The sequence below is a fragment of the Pontibacter brevis genome (assembly GCF_054779655.1).
Window position 1 is genome coordinate 20,300 of sequence record NZ_BAAGXV010000015.1, and the last position, 19,134, is coordinate 39,433.

Consider the following 19,134-nt stretch of genomic DNA (forward strand, 5'->3'; position numbering starts at 1 on the left):
AGATACAATGATGAAGAAAGGAGTTTTGCTTTGCGGCCATGGCAGTAGAAAAACCGCGGCAGTAGATTCATTTAAAACGCTGGTTGAAATTCTGAAAGACCGCTACAAAAATGACTATGAAGTAGATTACGGTTTTCTGGAATTTAATCACCCCCTTTATGATGCAGCCGTTGAACGCATGTATGCGAAGGGTGTACGGACTATCTATGCTTTACCTGTTATTCTTTTTGCAGGAGCACACGCCAAGAATGATATTCCCTACGAACTGAACACGATCCTGACCTACTATGATGACCTGAACATCAAAATGGGAAGCCCTATAGGTGTGAACGCTTTTCTCCTGGACCTGGCTAAAAAGCGAATAGAGGAAACTGAAGCGTCTTTATCGCCCCTTGACCGCAAGGAAACATGCCTTGTTGTAGTAGGAAGAGGCACAACAGACCCTGATGCGAACAGCGATGTACAAAAGCTGATGAGCATGCTCTGGGAAGGTATGGGATTTGGATTTGCTACCACCGCTTACAGTGGTACTGCTTATCCTTCTGTCCGGGAATCTTTGCAGTTAGTTGATAAATTAGGCTTTAAAAGAACGATAGTTATTCCGTTCTTTTTCTTCACCGGCATTCTGCTTGACAGGATATACGCAACAGTAGATGAACAGAACAACACATCATCCGCTGAGTATGTTTATACCGCTCCGTTCGGAACAGACGAGTTAATGTTGAAGGCTTTTGATGAACGTTTGGAGCAGGCGATTAACGGAGTGGGGAATATGAACTGCCAACTCTGCAAATACCGTAAGCAGATCATCGGTTTTGAGCAGGAGCAGGGGCAGGAGCAGGTGGGCCATCACCTGAATGTAAAAGGTATCCTTTTCGAGGAAGATGAAAAAGTAGGAGAGAAGAAGAACACGTTGGGTAGTAAGTTGAAGAAGGTGTTAGGTATCTGAAGACGCAGAGCCTTGTATCTCTCGGGGGAGGTTATGCCAGGTGATCCAAAATTTGCTCTAACTGATTGCCTTCAGCCCAATAAAAATGTATGTAACTGGCTATTACATTTTTATAGCGGTACAATCTTGTGTTTACTTCTATGCCTCTTGCTGAATATACTTGAGCTACAGAAGGTGGTTCCTGATGATGTATAAGGGAAGAATAGCGAAACTCATGACCTGATAAATTGAGCTTATCAAAGGAAACCATCCGGTATCCTAAAGTAAGCTTCTTGTTTTCCATAGACGTACTGAAATCAAAGACTCCAGCCATTGCATAAGTGCCTCCCTGCTCGTTAGTTATGCTTTCGCCCAGATACATCATACCGCCGCACTCGGCTATTATCTTTCCTCCCTTTGCTGCGAAGGCCGCGATAGCTTCCTTCATTGCTTTGTTACCGGAAAGGAACTCTAGGTGCAGCTCCGGATAGCCACCGGCAAGATACAGGATGTCAGCTTCGGGCAAAGTAGTATCATGAAGCGGGCTAAACCATATAATCTCACCTAAGTCTTCGAATTTCTTTAAGTTCTGAAAATAAGTGAAGGAAAAGACTTCGTCTCGGGCAACTGCTATCCTGTATTTTTTTTGCAGAGTTGTTTTACGAGGCTTTGTTGCTACTGCTATATCTTTCCCACAGCTCAAGAGCTGATCAACAGCAATATGAGCTTCCACATGGCTGACAGCCTTATCAATTGTATGTTCAAAGCTGTCCTCAATAAACAAGCCCAGGTGCCGCGATGGTATTTTAATTTCCTCGTTGGGAGGCAGATACCCTAACGCTTTCAACCCCACATCCTCACATGCTTCTCTCAAAAAAGTATAGTGTGATTCGGTTCTGACAAAATTGAAGACAACACCGGCAATCTTCACCTTTGGGTCGAACGTTTTCAGGCCGTGGAGGATGGGTGCAACGGAATAGGCCATAGAGCTGGCATTCATGACGAGGATAACAGGCAGGTCCAGTAATTTTGCTATTTCAGCCGTGCTCCCCTTCCCTTTAACAGCCCCATCAAACAGGCCCATCACCCCCTCTACAATAGCCACATCAGCCCTTGAGGTATAGTCAGTAAAAAGCTCCTGGACATGTTCTTCCGACATCATGACGGTATCCAGGTTGATACTGGGAGTCCCAGCTGCCCTACTGTGGTGCAGGGTGTCGATGTAGTCCGGACCACATTTGAAAGGCTGCACGTTTAAACCCCGCCGCTTAAACAGGCGGCACAAGGCCAGGGTAAAGGTCGTTTTACCTGAGTTGCTCCATGGTGCTGCTACAACAAATCCTTTTGCCATTTACTTCGAAGGACCAGGTTCGGAATCTCTGTACTGTCCTTAGTTAGAATGCATTATATATCCATACCAGCCCAACAAGGATAGAAGCCAGGCCCGCCAGTCCGTTCATCCATTTAAAGATAATCATGTTACGCTCTATAAACCTGCTCATAGTGGATATCAGCACATAGCTATAGACTCCCATGGCCAGAATGATTCCTGCAGACTCTATCACCAGTATTAAAATAGCTTCACTGATGGTGGAGGCACTGATCACCAGGGCAGAGGTTAACACACCACCTGTACCGGCTAGTCCATGAAGCATACCAATCCAAAAAGAGCGGTTCAAAGGGTTCATGGCAATCTCTTCGCCGCTTTTGCCGTGAAGGTGGATAGGATTACTGTTCAAATGATCATGATCCGCTATCTTTTTATGGTCACGCATCATTTCATTGATTTTATGATTTCTTTTTATTGCCTGCGTCCCCAACAATATCATGATTGGGCCTACAGCCAGTTCGGCCCAATAAGATATATCTTCGACTACCGTTTGTACAGTGGACTTGAAGAGAAGAGCAATCATCCCAAACAGCAGTAGTGTGACGGAATGCCCCATTGCCCATTGAGATGCTCTGAAGATAACAGAGAAGGAGGTTTTTCTTTTTTTTATGGCATTGTCGGCTGCTAATACCGACACCGCTGTAACATGATCAGGTTCAAAGGAGTGTAATACACCTGCCAATAGTGGGCGACTGATACTAACTATGTTTATCATCTTGTGTATTTTATGAAGGCTCCGTCTTTGTTGATAAGGTAAAGAACCAGGTCAACATTCGGAGCTATATGCAAACATTTTTTTAAACAGGATTCTAACAATGCCTGGTAAAATATCTCCTTGGAAGTAAAATTAAATAATTCCGTTAACCTTCCCGCCATGTTCAGCTCTAAAACCTGGCTTAAAACAGCTTCAGGATAATGGTTTGATTTTGCCAATTGATAGATAAACTCCTTATTCCAGGAATTCTTACTGCTGTGGGTGTCTAACTGTCCTTCTGCCAGTTTAACAGCTTTGCCAAGCATAATCCCCAAATTTACTTTTCTGACAGGGCTTTCTGCAATTTTTTGGAGGGTTTCCCCAATCCAGTTACCGTAATGGACAAAGGCAAATTCAGGAAGATGCGGAAACAAGGCTTTTAAGAATTTCTCACTTCTTGCCCCGGAGTTTATAACAAGTTCGTCTGTACCATTAGCCAGTGCCACATCGATACCCTGCCTGATACTGGCAATGTAGGAGGACGCTGAAAAGGGGGTTACAATGCCTGTGGTTCCTAAAATGGATATTCCCCCCACTATACCCAAGCGTTCATTGAGTGTCCTTTTAGCTATTTTAGCGCCATCTTCGACAAAAATGGTCACATCAACGCCTTTATGCTCTAAACCATGTTCCGCTAAAACCTTTCTACAGGCATTCTTAATCATTTGGCGTGGAACAGGGTTAATGGCTGGCTCACCCATGCCTATTTCCAGACCTGGTAAGGTGACCACCCCAACTCCTTCACCTTGAAGGAATCTTATTTCCCCCGATTCATTGAGGCTCACGGAAGCGCCTATGATGGCGCCATGTGTCACATCAGGATCATCTCCCGCATCCTTTTTGATCGTACAGCTGCTTTCGCTTAGGCTTATGTGGCAGGAAACTATATCAAACTCTACGCTCGTACCAGCAGGTAGCATAATAGACACTTGCTTCACTTCTTTTTGTGTGATCAAGGCTTTCAGGGCGGCTTTACTACAGGCTGTGGCACATGCGCCTGTGGTATATCCCGTTCTAAGAGGCCCGTCCGGTATTTCCTGAAGCTCACTCATATTGGAACAAGTGAAGTAATTCCTGCTGGCTGTGTACCAACGTGTAAGCCTGGGGTAGTTCGGGCTTCTCTATAACCAGAATGGGAATATGACAGGCGATGGCTGCCTCTATCTTGGAGTCGAGCTTACCATTCAAACCACTTTCCTTTGTCAGGATCACATCCGGGTTAAGCTTTTGGAAGAGCGAGACTTCTTCCTCTTTTTCCTGCGGCAGACCAAAAAGTAGATAGTCGGCAGGGAAACCGTGGCGGCTGGCAAAATCCTTTGAGTACTGCCTGTCCAGTATTCTGAACCAGCAGCGATGCTTTTGCCAGAAGCTTCTCAGGTGAGGTATAGACTGCACGCCACTTAGGGCCAGCAAAGAGGTGAAGCCATTGCTTTCTATCCATGCTAAAGCCTCTGGATAATCTTTTACATATTGGACCAGCTCATGCTTCACTCTCTCCGGAAATCCTCTTTCATAGCGGATTTTGGGGATAGTCAGAGAAGCAGCGGCAACAGTATGGTGCAGTTCATGCGCAAAAGGGTGGCAGGCATTGATGATGCAGGAAATCCGGTTGGTAAAACAAAAGCACTCTAAGCCTTCCTTGTCAAGGGCACCAAACCGGTATACTCCTTTACCTTCAAACTTAACTTCCGTTCTGGTAGAGTATATGTAAGGCATGCCTGCTGCTTCGAGGCAGCAGGCAACCTCTTTCGCCTCTGTTGTACCACCTAAGAGCAGAATCATTTTCCAGCTACCATTGATTTTCCTTTCTTCCGGAAGATATGATACCAGTTATCACCATAAAGCCAGGAACGGTTCTTACGTGCACCTACCGCTTCACCCACAATAATCAGAACCGTTCTGGTTAACTTGTTCCGGTCGATGATGCTGCTAAGCTCACTCAATTTACCTGTCCATACCTTTTCGTCTTTCCAACTGACCCTGTACAGGACAGCAAGAGGGGTGTCTTCCGGGTAGTGTTGCAGCAGTTGGCCTTCTACCTTTTTCGCTATCCCTGCGCTTAGGAAAATGCACATCGTAGCGCGAAGTTTAGCCATGTCCTCAATCTTCTCATGTTCCGGCATAGGTGTGTTGCCTTCCCCGCGGGTGAGAATGATGGTTTGCGCTACCTCAGGTACAGTAAACTCTGATTTAAGGTAAGCGGCCGCTGCCTGGAAAGAGGAGATTCCAGGAACAATAAAATAATCATAGTTCTTTTCGTCAAACAAGGTCATTTGCTCCTGTATGGCCCCATAAATGGAAGGGTCTCCAGAATGAAGTCTTACTATTAATTTACCCTGCTCATAAAATTCATCAATGATTTCAATTTGCTCTTCCAGTGTCATTGAAGCTGAATTTCGGACAAGGGCACCTGGCTTAGCGAAATGTGTGAGTTCTTCAGGTACAAGGCTACCTGCATACAAAATACAGTCTGCCGTTTCTAAGAGTTCTTTTCCCTGCAGCGTAATGTATTCCGGTGCTCCGGGGCCTGCACCCACAATGGCGATCTGCCCTTTACGCTCAAAACGGCTAATCAGGCTGACGGCATAGGTGAACTTCTTACCGGAAGAGACTTCTGCTTTGGTTTTCTCAAACAACCAGAAAGGATTATTTGCCTGTAATGCCGCAGCACTCTCAGACACTCCTTCAATTCCGATTTTGTCTAATACTACAGCTGAAGGATTCGCCAGATGTACCTGGCTCAGTTCTTCAGTAGTGAAGGTGTTGAATTCCCACCCGTACTTCTCCGCTACTGCCAGATACGCTTTCTCTTCACGCTTTATATCAACTGAGGCCAATGCCGCAATGCTTTGATAAGAGATACCCTCTTGTTTCAGGTGCAGCAGTAAGGCCTCCTCAAAAAGCGCAGGTTCAATCTCTTTCGAGCAACCGCTGCCCACCACAAGGCATTTAGGGTGAAAAGACAGAATCGGAACAGTTGTAACAAGCAACTCATAGCCAACATAAATGATAAGTTCATAGCTATCCTGAACCACATCCTGCAGGTTATAATAAATATCTACAAAATGAGGCTTTGTTTTCTCAAGGTAGGCAGTGCCTGCATCTTTTACCTTTAGCACAAGTGCTGTAGGCCTACTATTTACAAAAAGCGAGATAAGCTGGTTGAGAGGAAAATCTGAAACTGCTGTCCAGTTAAACTTCTCTGCCAATAAGTCCAGCGCCCAAATGTTCTGCAGATCACTGGCCGTGGTGATAACAGCCTGTGCCTGAAAGATACGGCTTAGCTTTTCTGCCACGTCATTTGCTCCGCCTACATGGCCGCTCAACACAGCTTGTGCAAATTTTCCTTGCTCATCCATGTTTACAACAGCCGGGTCAGACTTTTTATCCTGAATAAAGGGGGCAATGCTGCGTACGCAGATGCCAAGGGCACCCACAAAGATCCATGTATCGTAGGTATGGAACTTCTTTTCCAAAAAATCAGCTACATTCCCGATTTTGAGAACATCTTTTGTAAACTCCGTTTCCCGGGTCGTAAATAACTTACTACGGTAAAATTCTTTCTGAATGGTTCTACCAATAGATAAACCATTATCTGTAAAGGCCACAATGGCTACTTTCTGTATCTCTGACATTTTTCAGGTATGTTTTACCGCCTTCATAATGGTAATATCGTTGTGCGAGTTTACCTTTAATTTCAATGGTTCTTCTAATTTCCAGCCGAGGGATTTTGCTGTTGCTGTAAATTCGTTGACAGAACTTTCCTGTACAGCGTTAATCACTATGCTACCGCCTGGTATTAAATAGTTGTTTACCTTCTGTAACAGCGCTTCTAATCTGCCTCCGTGCCCTCCCACAAAAATTGCATCAGGTGCAGCAGGTTGAGATAAATCTTCCTCAAAAATGTCACCGATGTAAGATGTTATTCCCATGGCTCCAAGTTTATGCTGGTTTTGCTTCATTATTTGCAGGCACTCTGTTCTTTTCTCGAAGGCGTATATGGCAAGATGAGGAAATCTTATTTTTGCCTCAATGCTTAAAGAGCCTGTACAAAAGCCAATGTCCCACAATACTTTTTTGTTGTCAAGTTCCAGTGCATGGAGGGAGCAGAGCCGGACAGGCATTTTTGTGATCATGTTCGGGCGCCCCTCCAGACCCTCAAAAAGGTGATCCGGCATTCCAAAAGGAATCGTCCGATGTGTCTCCTTTTTCAAAATCACACAATTCAAAATATGGAACGCTTCCCGGGCAGCATGCTCTAAGTGGAAATGCCGTACCAGCTCCTGTTCCCCTTCCAGATCTTCCCCAACATACATAGTATAGTTAGAGTACCCATAGCCTAGCATCCTCTCTGCGATAGCGGCGGGGGAGTGTACTTGATCCGTTAAAACACCGATTAGAGCATCCTGCTTCAGCACAGCCTCATCCAGAGCATGCCAGGACCTTCCGTGTACACTTACCGTTCTGAGATCATTACTGCTAATGCTAGCACGGCTAGCCAGTAACTGAATGGAGTTAAAGTAAGGATAAATTTGGATGGTTGCTGCCGGAAATTTGTTTCGTAATGTGTTGGAGAAGCCATAAAAAAGAGGATCTCCGGAAGCAAACACCACAACAGGTTGACTGGCTTTTACATAGCTTTCGAACACGGCTTCCAGAGGCGCTTTTATCATAATCCACTGGTGCTCTGCCGGCAATAAATGCTTGACTAAGGCATGATGGCGCTCCCCTCCGCTAAAGATAGTGCCTTTAGAAATCAGGTCCTGTAAGTGTTGAGATAAACTAAACTCTCTGTTACCTATACCTATCACATGGAAGTTCATGAAGCCTCCTATTTCTCAGTTTGAATCACTTCCCCAAGATAAGCTTTTACTTCATTTAGCGTGAAGGCGGCATTCACAATGGCCGCTGCAAAATTACTTCCTCCACGCTGCCCCTCAATAAGAGCATAGGGAGTAGATAGAAGCTTCAGGCGCTCCTTAGACTCCACTACATTTACAAAACCTACCGGAGCACCCACAATACCGGCTGGCTTTATGAGGCCTTCTTTGACCTGATCTGCGATTTCTATCAGAGCAGTAGGCGCATTGCCCATCACAAAGAGTGCCTCCGGGTGCCGCTGCGCAGCCAATTTTATTCCTGCCTGCGAACGTGTCAGGTTTTCTTTCTCGGCCAGCGCCAGTGTTTCCTCGTCATTAAGCAGGCATACCACCTTATTCCCGTATTTACTTGTAAAAGCTTTGGTGATACCTGCCTGTACCATGGTGACATCTGTCACAATAGTGCCTCCACTGAGCAGGTACTCGTGCCAGCCTGCTATGGCGTTCTCAGAAGTAGTCAGGTAGTGGATATAATCGAAATCACCGGACGTGTGTATGCAGCGAATAGCGGCCCATAGAAAGTCTTGTGGGTATTTGTTTACCTCCAGCTGCGCCAGGATTTCCTGAAAACTGGCCTGCTGTATCTCGCTGCCGGTATGAGGTTTCCTGTTCAGGTAGCCCCTTGGTGTGATCAGGTTATTTTTATGTCGGAATGTCTGGCTGTTACCGATCACCACCAGGCTGAACATGTCAACCAGTTCAATATCCAAGTCAGCCAGTGTGGTGAGTGTGATATTCTCTTCCGCTCTGCCTAACTGCTTGCAGATGGCAACAGGGGTTTTGGGGTTGCGGTGCCCCAGGAAAATGGACTTCAGCTTATTTATTTGCCAATACCTTTTTCTGCTTTTCGGGTTGTAGATAGAGGTCACAAAATCTCCCCACGCTGCTGCCTCAATGCGCTTTTGGATCGTCTTCCAGGGGGTCATCAGGTCAGAAAGGGATATACAGCAGAAATCGTGTCCCAGTACAGCACCTAACTTACTTCCCGCTGCAACAAAAGCAGAGATGCCCGGTATGGTTTCCACTTCGATATCTTCCCCAGACCGGGCCACTTTCTCATATACAATGGAGGCCATGGCATAGATGCCCGCGTCACCAGACCCGATCACCACCACTCTATTACCTTCAAGGGCTTTCTCAATGGCAATGTCGGCTCTCGTCTCTTCCTCGCTCAGTTCTTTGCCAATACATTCTGTACTTTCCTGTATATAGTCTTCTATAAACTGGAAGTAATAATGATACCCTATGATAACATCAGCCTCTTCTATGGCCTTTCTGGCTATCGGTAGTAAATAATCAGTTCTTCCGGGGCCTAAGCCAACAACTTGAATCATCTTTTGATAATTAATAAGGAGAAATATGGAATTTCCCTATCCTGTAATGCTGAGATATCTGAAGTGATGAACTCGTTTTCTGTACCTAAACGCTCACAGTAGTAGTAGCTCCAGTTTTTGTTTAGCAGGTGTTGTCGGAGGCTGTTCCACCCTGACCGTATCTTCATCAGAATAAGCGTGTCATAGTGCTGCAGGGCCTGCTCTATATTTTCAATGCTTTCTTCGCGCGGCAGAACAGCTACCTTCTGATTCTGCAGGCATAAAGGAACCTGATGTTTGGCAGCTCCCAAAGAAAAGGAATTAATACCCGGCACCAGTTCTACTGGCATGCTATATCGATGCAACTTCTCCAGTAAATAGGAGAATGAAGCATAAAAGCTAAGGTCCCCCTCGCAAACGATGCTTATTTTCTTTCCCTGCTGAAACGCTTCAAAAACTTCCAAGGCTGTCTCTGTGTAAATTTCTTCCGCTTTAGATCTGTCTGTAGACATCTTCAGGAAAAAGCCTTGTAGTTTTGATTCTTCTAACCCATAATACTTCAGGATCGGAAGCACATAGCTTTCTTTCCTGCCATCCGAAAGGAGAGAGCCGGGATAGAAAATAGTATCCGACTCTTTAAGTATCCTTAAACCCTTTATCGTGATGAGCTCCGGGTCTCCCGGGCCTAATGAGATTCCATGTATTTTATGCAAACCCTATTCTGCTGATGGTTTCTTTTTTCTTTTATATAAAAACAGCTGCCACTTTTCTTCTGCCACTCCGGCTTTGTCCATCTCGGCTCTTGCCAGGGTAAAGAACAGGTCTGACAGGCGATTGACGTAGGCGATGATATAATCTTCCACGCAGGCCGGATCTTCCTTCATCAGCGTAACCAGCCGGCGTTCGCCCCTGCGGATCTGCGTTCTGCATACATGGCAGAGGGCAGAGATCTCATTGCCTCCGGGAAGCAGGAAATAATCAGAGGGAGAACTTATATTGTCTTCCAGTTCATCCAGCCATTGCTCACAGAATTCAGCCCCATCCAAAGGTTTTGGATTCGGGTTTTCCTTGTTAGAGTCCGAAGGGCGTGCCAGGTGCGACATCATATCCATCAGGTCCTTCTGGATGCGGTGTAAGTTTGGCTGCCACTCATGCTCCGGACCTAGCTTTACTCTTAACAAACCAATGGTCGAATTGGCTTCATCCAGCGCGCCGTTGCACTCAATGCGTGCTGAATCCTTGTCCTCCCTTTTGCCGCCAAAAACTCCGGTGGTTCCTTTGTCGCCTTTACGTGTATATATTTTCATCAAGCTGTTGCTATGGTTAATAATTCATCCCTTGCTTTGTCACTCCTTTGTTCACTTACCCTCCTGTTCCCACAGTTTCGGCGAAAGGCCCTTCCCGCAGACTTTTCTAAAGATGGATCAAGCACTTTGCTATTGGTTGTACTGCCGGGGTACAGGTATTCCGGTCCTTTTACGCAGGATTTTGATGCAGTTCCTTTACACAAGTTACACCATTCATCAGCATTTTGATAGGGTCCGGGTATTTAAAGGTGTAACTTAAGCTGAGTTTTAGCTTCTCTGAGTTTACAATCTTATAAGTGCTTGTGCCATGGCTGCTAAAAACAGGAGGCTCAAGACCTTCCTGAAGGGCAGCATGGTGGTAATAGTCTCTTCGAAGCGGATGCTCGTCTGCACAGGCGTTAAACACCTCGCCCCATATATCCTGTGTGATGATTTGATAGATGATCTCGATACAATCGTCCCGGTGTATCAGATTAACGGGAACATCAGCATTCAACACATCTTTCTTGGAGGCAAGGTACTTGCCCGGCAACCTGTCATACCCCACCAATCCACCGAAACGGAGAACAGTGGTGGCAAGTTCCTTTTGTTCCAGCAGCATGTCCTCTACTGCTTTGAGTGCTCTTCCACTACCTTTTGCTGGTAACAGGTCTTCATGCTCATACACCTCCCGGTTTAGATCAGGATATACAGAGGTAGAGCTCACAAAGAGCACTTTGCTGACCCTGTTTTTATGTAGGTGTTCTATAAGAGATTGAATCTGAGCAGGGAGATATTCCTCAATGTCTGCCCTTCTTTCAGGAGGGAAATTCACGATCAGCACATCGCATGAAAAGAAGCTTTCTGTATTCTCCCCTGAAAGATCGGGAGACAGCAAAAGGAGCGAGGGGCCTATTCCAGCTTGTTCCAGCGCTGGGAACATTTCTTTCGATATAACAGAGCCTTTTACCCTGAACCCCCTTTGGCTTAGATGGTTACCTAAAGGCAAGCCCAACCAGCCGCAGCCAAGTATACTTACGGTTAATTTCATCTTCTAAAAAAGAAAGTTACGGCTGCTTTTATAAACAGAGGAGTGCCAGGAGTAAAGTGAAAATCATCCACAGGCTCTGCCTCATGAGAAAGCCTGGAACCTGACCAATACACCACTTCCTGCCATTTACTGTTCAGTAAATTCAGGAATGACAACCCGAGTTCGTATTTTGGTCTCGTATAGTTCAGTTGGGCATCCACCAGAAAATAGGGGGCTGTCTGCATGCTGTTGTCATCGTTTGCAGCTCTTTTACCCATATAGCGATAGCGCAACGTGCCATTTAAACTATTGTTACTCTTATAGGTCAGGCCTCCGGTGGATGTCAGTACAGGAGCCAGCGCAATATAATTTTGTCCTTCCGGCTCATCAAGCAGCCTGCCCCGGCTATAATTTACATCCAGATCGGCCCATAAGCCGGAAGCGATGTTGTACCTTAAGGAAGCATCGACTCCTATTCTTCCTGAAGCTCCGCTGTTCTCATACACAAGCTCATCTCCAACATAAACCAGTTCGTCCTGCAAGTGTAAAGACCATAATGCCGCATTGGCAACAGCTCTTTGGCCTATTTTAAAATTAGCACCAACATCTACCCCTACTGCCTTCGGAATAGCATTCTGCGGCATTCTGCTAACCGCTACAAAAGCGTGATTAGAGTGCATGCCCACACCGGTTCTCACGTAAAGCTGGAGGTTAGGGGAAGCATCGTACTGAAAGTTTAGCTTTGGACTGATGCGTAGAATTCTATTCCGACCGTTGTTTGAAGATTCGGCCCTGTCTTCCACTGCGTAATTAAAAATATCTGTCCTGATACCGGCATTAACAGTGAGTTGCTCAGATAATTTTATAGTTTCATTTACGTAACTGTAGTAGTTCGCTTCTTCAATTTTAGCGTCCGAACGGGTAGACAGAATCCTTCTCCTGATACTTTCATCAAAGCCGCTGTGGATAAAGTCTGCTCTGATGCCGGCACCGGCTTCTAATAATGCAGCTTTTGAGAGGAGAGAGCCGGTGCTTGTGAAGGCTATCTTATACCCCGTCATGTGCCTCTTTTCTCTTTGTCTTATCTGGTCTCCCTGCACAGAGTCATTTAGGAAAAAGGTAAAGTTTGAGTATAAGTCAAATTCGTTGTAAGTGTAATACAGGTTGTGTTTTATAGATTTATCTGAGTCTATGTCTCTTGTGAGAGAGGCATTCATATTATAGCGAGAGGTAGCTCCTCCTTCTGTGTCGTCAATGGCTCCGAACCGGGAGATCTTTCCTGCTGTTACTTCCCGCAAAGGAATCTGCCCCGACGCATACCAGGGGCTGTGAAAACCAGATAAGGAAAAGTTTACAAAAGACCTATTATTCAAAGTAGCACTATATTTTGTGAAAAGGTTGGTTCTCCGATAGTGTTGCGGGCTCTCAAAGTACCCATCCGTGTAAACGTGCTCTGCCGCTACATAAGCACTTTCAAAACCAGACGTGAAGAGCTTTTTCTCTCCTAGCAAATCAATTACAGTTAACAGGCGGCTGCTGTTAAACCTGCCATACTCTGCCTTTAGGAAGCTTCTGCCCGGCTTGGTCATGGTTGTGAAGGAGGCATTTCCTGCGACAGCCATGTTACCCATCCTGGTGTTGTATGGGCCCTTGTTATAAGAGGCATTCGCTATGAGCTCCGGAATTACAAAATGTAGGTCTGCATAACCCTGTCCATGTGCATGAGACACCATGTTTACAGGCATTTCATCTACAAAGACGGCATAGTCTGTACCATGGTCAATGTCAAACCCCCTGAGAAACAGTTGCTCCGCTTTGCCTCCACCGGCGTGCTGACCAATAAACAGCCCCGGTACATTTTTAAGTAAATCCTGGGCAGAGTTTACAGGACGCAGTCTCAGGTCTAGCTTATCGATTTTATTTGACCCTGTTTCCTGTAAAGCCGGGCTGGTAACTTCAAATTCCTGTAGGTTCAGTATGTTCTCCGAAAGAATGACAGACAGTTGCTTTTTTTGACCCGGTCCTACCTTTACCGAAAGGCTTTTTCTCTCATAGCCAAGGAGCGAAAAGCTTACCTCGTACGTTCCGGGAGCAATTGTCTGCATGGAGAACGCCCCTTTTTCGTTGGATAGGGCTTCCTTTTCCAAGCCTAAAATGAAAATGCTCACTCCCTGTAGTGGTTTTTGATGAATATCGTAGACGACACCGCTAATCTGGCCGGATTGTGCTAGGGCAGGAAGGTGGGAGCAGATCAAGAGCAATATAGCTAAGAGGAGGAGCTTGTCTGAATTACTTAGTCGCCGATTAAAGCAATACATCTTTTGAATGATTTTAAAAACAAAAATCATTCATAGCTATAGGGGGATGAACGGAGGAGATACAATATGGCTAGTATATATCCACCAGCTTTTTACCCGAAAGCTATGAATCTCATGTTATTGGCAGGTCTTCTGGCTAACTCAGCTTTGTCGCCTTCCCATCTTGTCAGACAGTGGCCATGGTTAACAAAGCAAATAATGAGCTTACAGCAGCGGGAACTGCTCCGGATTCACACCGGATTCCCTATTAATTCCCTTCCGGGAAACCAATACGGGGCAAAAGTAGGTAATTATTTGAGAGACCACTCATATTTTTTGCGCCATACCTGATTTAAGTCAAGTTTAAAGCAGTAGTCAAAGGTCCTTTGTTATGAGGTTCCCAGGTGCAATCAAATATGGGATATAACAAAATTCACCCTTTCCTCTACCGAGGCATTGGGCAACTCTATAATGGTATAACGGAGCGATTGGTAAATGTCTTTGATGGCATGGAATAAAGTTACTGCCTCCTCGAAAGTTTGCCAGCGTTCGCTGTCATTCACGTAGATTTCCTGCCATGGAGGTATAAGAAAGACAAGCGGGCTATACCGGTATTGCTTTACAGCATGAAAATATGCTTCATCTACAGGCTGCTGTGCCACCTTCAGATAAGCAATAATGTCCGGTATACCTCTGTCAAAGAATGTTATAGGCGAAGCAGTATGGGCGTGCTCGTAATTTTGTATCATCCGCTCCAATACATTGCGTGCAAAGCAGGGAAGATTCACCCACGGTAAGCAGTTACTTCCCTTTGTTGTTTCCTCGATGATAAGCTGTCGGGAAGCCTCTTCTGAGACGGTGTATCCTTTGAGGTATAATGCCTGCAGGAGCGTGCTTTTACCTGCTCCGGGCCCTCCTGAAATAACGTATTTATGCATGCCTGCTAAGCCGGGTAATACTTGTTTTATTGCAAGAGCAAAGAAAGCAGCATAATGCCGGCTACCATCACAAAGCAGGTGCTGTGATTTATCCTGCTCACACGGTAAATTTCCTTGTGCTCAATTGCTCTGTTTCGTTCGCCAATATAGGGTTTATCTACCAGCACACCATGGTATACATTAGGCCCTCCGAACCGGCAGTTCAAGATGCCTGCCAGGGCTGCCTCAGGATAACCGGCATTGGGGCTTTTATGTTTGTTGCCGTACTTTAAGACAAAGACGATGGCCTGCCAGCACATACTTACCAGCGCCATGAGGATGGCTGTGATGCGGGCAGGTATAAAATTAGCAACATCATCCAGACGGGCGGCAAACTTTCCAAACTGCTCATATCGTGCGTTTCGGTAGCCCAACATGGAATCCATTGTATTAATCATCTTATAGGTCATCATGCCCGGTACACCAGCCAGTGCGTAGTAGAACAGGGGAGCAATCACGCCATCGCTCAGGTTCTCAGACATGGTTTCGAGCACAGCAATTCTGATTTGCTGTGGTGTTAGTTGAGAGGTGTCGCGTCCGACAATACGCGAAAGTTGTTTTCTGCCTGCCTCCAGCCCCTGTGTGTGCAGTACCTGGAAAACCTCTCTTCCTTCGTCTATCAGACCTCTATTGGCCAGGCCATAGAAGACAAAAACGCCGGCAAACAGAAGGTAGAGGTAGGGGTGGAGCGTAAGCAACAGATCTCCCACAACTTTGAAGGTAAAGAAAGTCAGCAGGCAAAGTCCGAGCGCCAACAGCATACCCTTCAGGAACCTATGCTTCGGTTTATTCAATAGCTGCTCCCCTTTGTAAATAAGGTTGCCGAATACCCTCACCGGATGTGGCAATTTCTCCGGATCGCCAATCAGCAGGTCCAGTAGGTAACCGATGGCGAGTGGAACGATCAGGAGCAGTGATTGTTCCATTTCGTCAGGGACTGAATAAGTAATTGATTTTGGACTGGTGCAAGCGTGGCTATTCTGAAGTGCGTCTCTTTTAATCCTCTGAAGTTACTCGCATCACGAATTAAAATTCCATGCTGTTCAACCAGGTATTGCTTCAGTTGTGCGGCGGTGCCATGTGCTGTTTCAGCCAGGAAAAAGTGTGTGTGGCTGTCGTGTACTTTAACTCCTGTCTGTTGCATTTGAGTTGCGAAGGATTCTTTGTCCTTCAACAGTTGCCTGACAGGCAATTGTAAGAGCTCGTAATTATCAAATATAAATTTACCTGCCGTTATCGCCAATACGTTTACGGACCACGGAAATTTAAAGGTTTTTAACTGGGCAATCTGTTTCTTATGGGCCACTATGTATCCCAGGCGCAAGCCGGGTATGGCAAAGGCCTTGGTCATGGAACGAAATATGAGTAAATTTTCATAGCGGTTAAGCAGGGGAACAGCTGTTTCTATGGACAGTGTAAACTCAATGAAAGCCTCATCCAGCACAAATAGTGTCTGTGGGTTTCTGGCGATAAGCTCTTCTAAAGGAAAAAATACGCTGCCCGTGGGGTTGTTAGGGTTGCAGATAAACAGCAGGTCTGTTTCTAACTTGGGAATGCTATAAAGCTCGTCCCAGTGTACAAATTCTATTTGGTGCTGATGCATCCGGCAGGCGTCTTCATACTCGGCAAAAGCAGGTGAGGCAATCGTTGTCCTCTTGCCTCTAAAGGCTTGTGCTACTAAATATATGCTTTCAGTGGTGCCGTTGCTGATAAGTACCTGCCCTTGCTTTAGATGGTAATGCTGCGCAACCTGCTCATTTAAACTTTCTGCCAAAACTTCGGGGTACTTTTGTACCAGGTGCCATTGGCTAAACAGGTGTTCTTTCAAGCCAGCGGGCTCACCGCCATACCATACGTTGGTGCTGAAATCTGTTCTAATCTTACTCTTGTAACGGTAGGCATCGTCTCCGTGTCCGTGTAGCATGTACTCAATTCTTTATTTGTAAACTGCGGTAGATCTGATCCATGTCGATATGTTCCCGGATAACAGCAGCCAGTTTATCATACTGATCTTCCTTAAATTTTTGGTAATCAAAGGATTCTCCAGCTACAGATGTATAATCAGATAATATATCATTCACCACGGATGTGTTATCCAGCACCCCATGCAGGTAGGTACCCCAGCATTTCTTGTTCAGGAAATAACCGTCGGTGCGGCCATCCGTGAAAAAGTTAACAGGGCTTGCTGCCGTGGTGGGAGTGCTGAGGCCCATATGAATCTCGTAGCCTTTGCAATTCTCGGGATAACTTCTATAGGTAAAGTTACATTGTTGGGTGGTTTTTTCTGATTGAAGAACGGTACGAACCGGTAAAAGCCCTAGTCCGGAAGTGTGTGTGATGCTACTCTCTACCTGATGCGGGTCTTCCACCACTTCCCCCATCATCTGGTATCCACCACAAATACCTATGATTGTTTTCTCTTTCTTATGGGCCTCGTAAATGGCCTGTGCCACGCCATTGTTCTTGATATGTATAAGATCCTCAATAGTATTCTTGCTGCCCGGCAGCACTACGATGTCAGCTTTGGCTATTTCTGCGGGAAGGTCAGTGTAGTAAAGGTTGACACGGGGATCTTTTTCCAACCGGTCAAAATCAGTGAAATTCGACAATCTATTCACAAGAATCACCGCAACGTTCACCTTGCTTGCTACAGCCGACCTGTATTTCTTTCCAAGCGAGACAGAATCCTCTTCTTCTATAAAGATGTGCTTGAAATAGGGGAGGACACCTACCACAGGCACCCCACATAACTCTTCGATCATATGCCTTCCCTCCTCAAACAACCTGCTGTCGCCCCTGAATTTGTTGATAATGATACCCTTGATGCACTGCTTTTCCTCGGGTGTGAGTAGCGCGATGGTGCCGTAAAGGCTGCCAAATACTCCGCCCCGGTCAATATCGCCAATCAGGTAGGTGGCGGCTCCGGCATGTAGGGCCATGCGCATGTTAGTGATATCCCGGTGCTTCAGGTTCAACTCCGAAATGCTTCCGGCTCCTTCCATCACAACGGGGGAGTACCGTTTAGCAAGTTTGTCAAAGGCTTGTTTTACTTCTGCAAACAGTTCCTGACGGTTATTTCCCATGAAATAGTCGTAGGCAGATTGTGTGCCCACAGGCTTGCCATGTAGTACTACTTGTGAGGCTTTATCGGTGGTAGGCTTGAGGAGCACCGGGTTCATATCAGTATGGCAGGGTATGCCGGCTGCTTCGGCCTGTACGGCTTGTGCTCTTCCTATTTCTAATCCCTCTGGCGTGGCATAGCTGTTCAACGACATGTTCTGCGCCTTGAAGGGGGCCGGAGTATAGCCATCTTGACTGAAAATTCTGCAAAAGCCAGCTGTAATCACGCTTTTCCCAACATCGGAGGCGGTTCCGACAAACATGATGGGACGTAGTGTATTTGTTGGGTTCTTCATTGCGGTTGCAAGCGTGCAATTTCGGCTGTTAAACCATAGTAGTGGTGCAGAAATTGTCCAGATAATTCCTTCTATGATAGTAAAACATACTTACCTACACGCGCCCTTATTATGTTGCACACTAAAACAAAACAGTACTTGAATTAGATGCTACTGTCCGAAATATGTCCGAATTAAATGGAAAATCCCCTACACGTGCTGTATAAGGGACTTTTTGTGGCCTTGCCAGGAATCGAACCTGGATCTAAAGTTTAGGAAACTTCTATTCTATCCGTTGAACTACAAGGCCTAACTATGTGATTGATTTTCAGCGATTTATTTAAAATATCCCGCCTTTTATGTAGAAACGTTTTGAGTTATGTTGAAACGGGTTCTCGCCAGTAATCTCGACGTTTCGCAGTAGTTTTTAACCGGTTTACGGCTATACTGCCTGCAAATATACGGTACTATGAGAACTATACAAAGCGTACTCTATCAGCGCAACAAGAAAGATAAGGCTGGAATCATCAAGATTCGCATAACTGAAAACGGAAAATCATCTTACGTAACCACTGGAGAAAAGCTGTCCGCAAAGCTGTGGAATTCCAGGACAGGCAAAGTCAAGGAGAACAGCGAAGTTGACTACGAACGAATCAACCATATTATAGAGACCACTCTTAAGGAGGTACAAGCCTCCTACAGTGAAAACTCGCAGGCAAGCAGAACCACTTCCTTTATCGATTTCTTCCAAAAGGTAATTGAACGACAAACTAATGAGGGTACTAGAGGCTATCTCAAAAATGGGAATCCCAGCTTGAGTTAATATGTTGGTTTCTCATGGAGTTGACAAACGAGCAATGGGAAAGGGTAAAAGACCTTGTGCC

The 19,134-nt window shown here is 45.7% G+C and carries 17 protein-coding genes, 1 tRNA gene and 1 riboswitch; of the genes, 2 read left to right on the forward strand and 16 right to left on the reverse strand.

Translation table 11 applies throughout. The features are described 5' to 3' along the window. Positions 1-7 precede the first annotated feature (7 nt). Positions 8-949 carry a sirohydrochlorin chelatase gene (locus tag ACYVB1_RS03965; protein WP_460920809.1) on the forward strand — a complete coding sequence of 314 codons (942 nt, stop codon included), beginning with the start codon at positions 8-10 and terminating at the stop codon, positions 947-949. 31 nt (positions 950-980) lie between these two features. On the opposite strand, the gene ACYVB1_RS03970 is transcribed toward ACYVB1_RS03965, so the two are convergent. The 16 genes from ACYVB1_RS03970 to ACYVB1_RS04045 all read right to left on the reverse strand — a co-directional run bounded on the left by ACYVB1_RS03970 (position 981) and on the right by ACYVB1_RS04045 (position 18,560). Continuing rightward, positions 981-2,279 carry a cobyrinate a,c-diamide synthase gene (locus ACYVB1_RS03970; protein ID WP_460920811.1) on the reverse strand — a complete coding sequence of 433 codons (1,299 nt, stop codon included), beginning with the start codon at positions 2,277-2,279 and terminating at the stop codon, positions 981-983. A 43-nt stretch (positions 2,280-2,322) separates the two neighbouring features. Beyond that, positions 2,323-3,033, reverse strand: a complete 711-nt coding sequence (locus tag ACYVB1_RS03975; protein ID WP_460920813.1) for a hypothetical protein — start codon at positions 3,031-3,033, stop codon at positions 2,323-2,325. Beyond that, entirely contained in the window at positions 3,030-4,124 is a 1,095-nt protein-coding gene (locus tag ACYVB1_RS03980) for a cobalt-precorrin-5B (C(1))-methyltransferase (protein ID WP_460920815.1), read from the reverse strand. Before ACYVB1_RS03980 ends, ACYVB1_RS03975 begins: the two co-directional genes overlap by 4 nt. Further along, positions 4,117-4,854: a precorrin-6A/cobalt-precorrin-6A reductase gene (locus ACYVB1_RS03985; RefSeq protein ID WP_460920817.1), complete on the reverse strand. Its 738-nt coding sequence runs from the start codon at positions 4,852-4,854 to the stop codon at positions 4,117-4,119. Before ACYVB1_RS03985 ends, ACYVB1_RS03980 begins: the two co-directional genes overlap by 8 nt. Next, positions 4,851-6,707, reverse strand: a complete 1,857-nt coding sequence (gene cobM, locus ACYVB1_RS03990) for a precorrin-4 C(11)-methyltransferase (protein ID WP_460920819.1) — start codon at positions 6,705-6,707, stop codon at positions 4,851-4,853. The genes ACYVB1_RS03985 and cobM overlap by 4 nt, the downstream gene beginning before the upstream one ends. A 3-nt stretch (positions 6,708-6,710) precedes the next feature. Then, complete coding sequence (gene cbiE, locus ACYVB1_RS03995; RefSeq protein WP_460920821.1) at positions 6,711-7,895, reverse strand: precorrin-6y C5,15-methyltransferase (decarboxylating) subunit CbiE; 1,185 nt, start codon at positions 7,893-7,895, stop codon at positions 6,711-6,713. Positions 7,896-7,903: 8 nt separating this feature from the next. Then, positions 7,904-9,286, reverse strand: coding sequence for a precorrin-3B C(17)-methyltransferase (gene cobJ, locus ACYVB1_RS04000; protein WP_460920823.1), 1,383 nt, complete (start codon positions 9,284-9,286; stop codon positions 7,904-7,906). Continuing rightward, positions 9,283-9,978 (reverse strand): precorrin-2 C(20)-methyltransferase, encoded by a 696-nt coding sequence (gene cobI, locus ACYVB1_RS04005; RefSeq protein ID WP_460920825.1) that lies wholly within the window; start codon positions 9,976-9,978, stop codon positions 9,283-9,285. The genes cobJ and cobI overlap by 4 nt, the downstream gene beginning before the upstream one ends. A 3-nt stretch (positions 9,979-9,981) precedes the next feature. After that, positions 9,982-10,572: a cob(I)yrinic acid a,c-diamide adenosyltransferase gene (locus ACYVB1_RS04010; RefSeq protein WP_460920827.1), complete on the reverse strand. Its 591-nt coding sequence runs from the start codon at positions 10,570-10,572 to the stop codon at positions 9,982-9,984. A gap of 169 nt (positions 10,573-10,741) precedes the next feature. Continuing rightward, positions 10,742-11,602 carry a Rossmann-fold NAD(P)-binding domain-containing protein gene (locus tag ACYVB1_RS04015; RefSeq protein WP_460920829.1) on the reverse strand — a complete coding sequence of 287 codons (861 nt, stop codon included), beginning with the start codon at positions 11,600-11,602 and terminating at the stop codon, positions 10,742-10,744. Next, complete coding sequence (locus ACYVB1_RS04020; protein ID WP_460920831.1) at positions 11,599-13,929, reverse strand: TonB-dependent receptor; 2,331 nt, start codon at positions 13,927-13,929, stop codon at positions 11,599-11,601. Before ACYVB1_RS04020 ends, ACYVB1_RS04015 begins: the two co-directional genes overlap by 4 nt. Before the next feature lie 75 nt (positions 13,930-14,004). Then, positions 14,005-14,185: riboswitch (cobalamin riboswitch) on the reverse strand. Positions 14,186-14,288: 103 nt separating this feature from the next. Further along, positions 14,289-14,816: an AAA family ATPase gene (locus ACYVB1_RS04025; protein ID WP_460920833.1), complete on the reverse strand. Its 528-nt coding sequence runs from the start codon at positions 14,814-14,816 to the stop codon at positions 14,289-14,291. Between the two features lie 26 nt (positions 14,817-14,842). Next, positions 14,843-15,781, reverse strand: coding sequence for an adenosylcobinamide-phosphate synthase CbiB (gene cbiB, locus ACYVB1_RS04030; RefSeq protein WP_460920835.1), 939 nt, complete (start codon positions 15,779-15,781; stop codon positions 14,843-14,845). Beyond that, positions 15,760-16,779 (reverse strand): pyridoxal phosphate-dependent aminotransferase, encoded by a 1,020-nt coding sequence (locus tag ACYVB1_RS04035; RefSeq protein ID WP_460920837.1) that lies wholly within the window; start codon positions 16,777-16,779, stop codon positions 15,760-15,762. The genes cbiB and ACYVB1_RS04035 overlap by 22 nt, the downstream gene beginning before the upstream one ends. A 4-nt stretch (positions 16,780-16,783) precedes the next feature. Continuing rightward, entirely contained in the window at positions 16,784-18,271 is a 1,488-nt protein-coding gene (locus ACYVB1_RS04040) for a cobyric acid synthase (RefSeq protein ID WP_460920839.1), read from the reverse strand. Positions 18,272-18,488: 217 nt separating this feature from the next. Next, positions 18,489-18,560, reverse strand: a tRNA-Arg gene (locus ACYVB1_RS04045). A 159-nt stretch (positions 18,561-18,719) separates the two neighbouring features. Here ACYVB1_RS04045 and ACYVB1_RS04050 point away from each other — a divergent pair. After that, on the forward strand, positions 18,720-19,073 hold the full coding sequence (locus tag ACYVB1_RS04050; RefSeq protein ID WP_460920841.1) for an Arm DNA-binding domain-containing protein: 354 nt from the start codon (positions 18,720-18,722) through the stop codon (positions 19,071-19,073). The last annotated feature ends 61 nt before the right edge of the window (positions 19,074-19,134 follow it).

What these genes read in the sequence shown, in the direction of transcription:
- ACYVB1_RS03965 (WP_460920809.1), top strand. Translation starts at nt 8, where the DNA reads ATGATGAAGAAAGGAGTTTTGCTTTGCGGCCATGGCAGTAGAAAAACC.
- ACYVB1_RS03970 (WP_460920811.1), bottom strand. Translation starts at nt 2,279, where the DNA reads ATGGCAAAAGGATTTGTTGTAGCAGCACCATGGAGCAACTCAGGTAAA.
- ACYVB1_RS03975 (WP_460920813.1), bottom strand. Translation starts at nt 3,033, where the DNA reads ATGATAAACATAGTTAGTATCAGTCGCCCACTATTGGCAGGTGTATTA.
- ACYVB1_RS03980 (WP_460920815.1), bottom strand. Translation starts at nt 4,124, where the DNA reads ATGAGTGAGCTTCAGGAAATACCGGACGGGCCTCTTAGAACGGGATAT.
- ACYVB1_RS03985 (WP_460920817.1), bottom strand. Translation starts at nt 4,854, where the DNA reads ATGATTCTGCTCTTAGGTGGTACAACAGAGGCGAAAGAGGTTGCCTGC.
- cobM (WP_460920819.1), bottom strand. Translation starts at nt 6,707, where the DNA reads ATGTCAGAGATACAGAAAGTAGCCATTGTGGCCTTTACAGATAATGGT.
- cbiE (WP_460920821.1), bottom strand. Translation starts at nt 7,895, where the DNA reads ATGAACTTCCATGTGATAGGTATAGGTAACAGAGAGTTTAGTTTATCT.
- cobJ (WP_460920823.1), bottom strand. Translation starts at nt 9,286, where the DNA reads ATGATTCAAGTTGTTGGCTTAGGCCCCGGAAGAACTGATTATTTACTA.
- ACYVB1_RS04010 (WP_460920827.1), bottom strand. Translation starts at nt 10,572, where the DNA reads ATGAAAATATATACACGTAAAGGCGACAAAGGAACCACCGGAGTTTTT.
- ACYVB1_RS04015 (WP_460920829.1), bottom strand. Translation starts at nt 11,602, where the DNA reads ATGAAATTAACCGTAAGTATACTTGGCTGCGGCTGGTTGGGCTTGCCT.
- ACYVB1_RS04020 (WP_460920831.1), bottom strand. Translation starts at nt 13,929, where the DNA reads ATGATTTTTGTTTTTAAAATCATTCAAAAGATGTATTGCTTTAATCGG.
- ACYVB1_RS04025 (WP_460920833.1), bottom strand. Translation starts at nt 14,816, where the DNA reads ATGCATAAATACGTTATTTCAGGAGGGCCCGGAGCAGGTAAAAGCACG.
- cbiB (WP_460920835.1), bottom strand. Translation starts at nt 15,781, where the DNA reads ATGGAACAATCACTGCTCCTGATCGTTCCACTCGCCATCGGTTACCTA.
- ACYVB1_RS04035 (WP_460920837.1), bottom strand. Translation starts at nt 16,779, where the DNA reads ATGCTACACGGACACGGAGACGATGCCTACCGTTACAAGAGTAAGATT.
- ACYVB1_RS04040 (WP_460920839.1), bottom strand. Translation starts at nt 18,271, where the DNA reads ATGAAGAACCCAACAAATACACTACGTCCCATCATGTTTGTCGGAACC.
- ACYVB1_RS04050 (WP_460920841.1), top strand. Translation starts at nt 18,720, where the DNA reads ATGAGAACTATACAAAGCGTACTCTATCAGCGCAACAAGAAAGATAAG.